Genomic DNA, 1594 nt, shown 5'->3' with positions numbered 1-1594 from the left:
ATGAGTTGATATTTCAGCACTCCATTGAGCGATACGAACCATCTTACTTTGTTGGAGAGTTTTCTCACGCTGAGGCCAGCTATAGAGTTCTTCTGGCTTTCCTTCCGGGAAAAAACCTTCTGGCGGCACGTCGATATATACACCTTCAACACGACGAATTAATGTCCAGCCTGTTTCTACCTGATTTGTTTCCGTCCAATAACGGTGACATACCTTATCTTCATCAACATAGTTTTCAAAAGCGACACCTGTACGCGCGTCTGGTGAATACGGATATGTTGCATAGATAAAACGTGCGGATGCATGATCATTATCGGGGAGGTAAATGCCTGTCACCGATGGTTTTTCATTTATCTCAATTCGTACTGACGAATCTAATTCATATAAAGGTATCTTATTTGGCATTTTAAAATAAGACACTAATTCTTTTGAATTATATGTCAAATCCCCTTCCATCCAAACACCACTAATTGTACATGAAAGTTTTCTGTCTAACTGTGAAGCAATATATTCACAATTGGCGATATATATTCCTTCGTCCTCAGTCATCCAACCATCCCAAAACTCTACAATTCCTTTCCTGATAGACCCCATAGCGTTGCCAATGCTATATGCTTCTGGGTCATTGTTTATTCTTTGAATAGTCCTTGTAGTAAAGTGTCCAGGAAGGTCCCTCATATTCGGCATTACACGATTTTCCCAAACAAGATCAGCTTGTTGCCAAAGAGGCATTTTACGGCTATTGAGTGGAATATCATGTTTATAACGGCTTAAAGCAGCTTCATGAGCGTTGATAAATGCTATAACTGCATCACGTGTTTCAGCGTAGTGTTCAGGTGATGTAAAGCGTTCCAGTAAATAGCATTCTTGTGGATGTAATATAGCCATTATTTACCCTTTGATTCGTACCAGTTGTGAGTATTTTCCAGCCGTGGAAGACCTAAATAAGGATGTACTGGATCGCTTGCTGCATCTGCGTATCCCCAGCCAGTTTTTTGACGTGGATTCGTGAATTCTTTCTTCAATTGTGATGGATCAAGAACAATTTGATTCCACCCACCTTCTAGGCTGTATTCAGGAGCGATCCTATTAGCCTGCGTTGCTGCTCGACCTTCCCAAACTTTAAGTGGTTTTCCCGGCGGAATAACATATGAGACGTATTCTCCATTTTCATTCCAACTTTTCCAGACAGCAAAATTCCGCCGCCAGTCACTTTTACTGGTAAGTTTTATAAATTCATCTTCATGCATCCAACATATACTATTATCACCAGAAGATGGGTCTAAAACTCTGTATATAGTTTTACCTGGTTGAATCTCGACCGCCTTCATGGAAATATCAAATGTATCAAATGCCCCATTTAAAGGAGTTTTTCTCCCAATAATATTTTTGATATCAGGCCAACCTGCTTCAATCTTTGATAATTGGTGTGCATTCATCTCCTCAAGAGCTTTAAATTTTATATCTTTTACACCAATATCCACCCAATCAGGCTTATCACTTCTGAAAAATTCAATTTCCTGATTTGCTCTTTTAGCACCATACAAATGCGTATTATCACCCACATGAGCTCGAAACGAGTTATCACCCTCAA

The 1594-nt window shown here is 39.6% G+C and carries 1 protein-coding gene and 1 pseudogene; both read right to left on the bottom strand.

The window, feature by feature from the left end; genetic code table 11:
• Window positions 1–888, bottom strand: an 888-nt coding sequence (locus PMI17_RS25100) for a hypothetical protein (RefSeq protein ID WP_007886490.1), incomplete at its 3' end; no start/stop codon positions are given.
• Window positions 888–1594: pseudogene (locus tag PMI17_RS04165) on the bottom strand (hypothetical protein); the annotation flags it as partial. The gene PMI17_RS25100 and the pseudogene PMI17_RS04165, both read right to left, overlap by 1 nt.

Origin of the sequence: Pantoea sp. GM01 (genome assembly GCF_000282675.1) — a bacterium.
Classification (GTDB): domain Bacteria; phylum Pseudomonadota; class Gammaproteobacteria; order Enterobacterales; family Enterobacteriaceae; genus Pantoea; species Pantoea nemavictus.
This window is presented reverse-complemented; position numbering and strand designations above follow the sequence as displayed.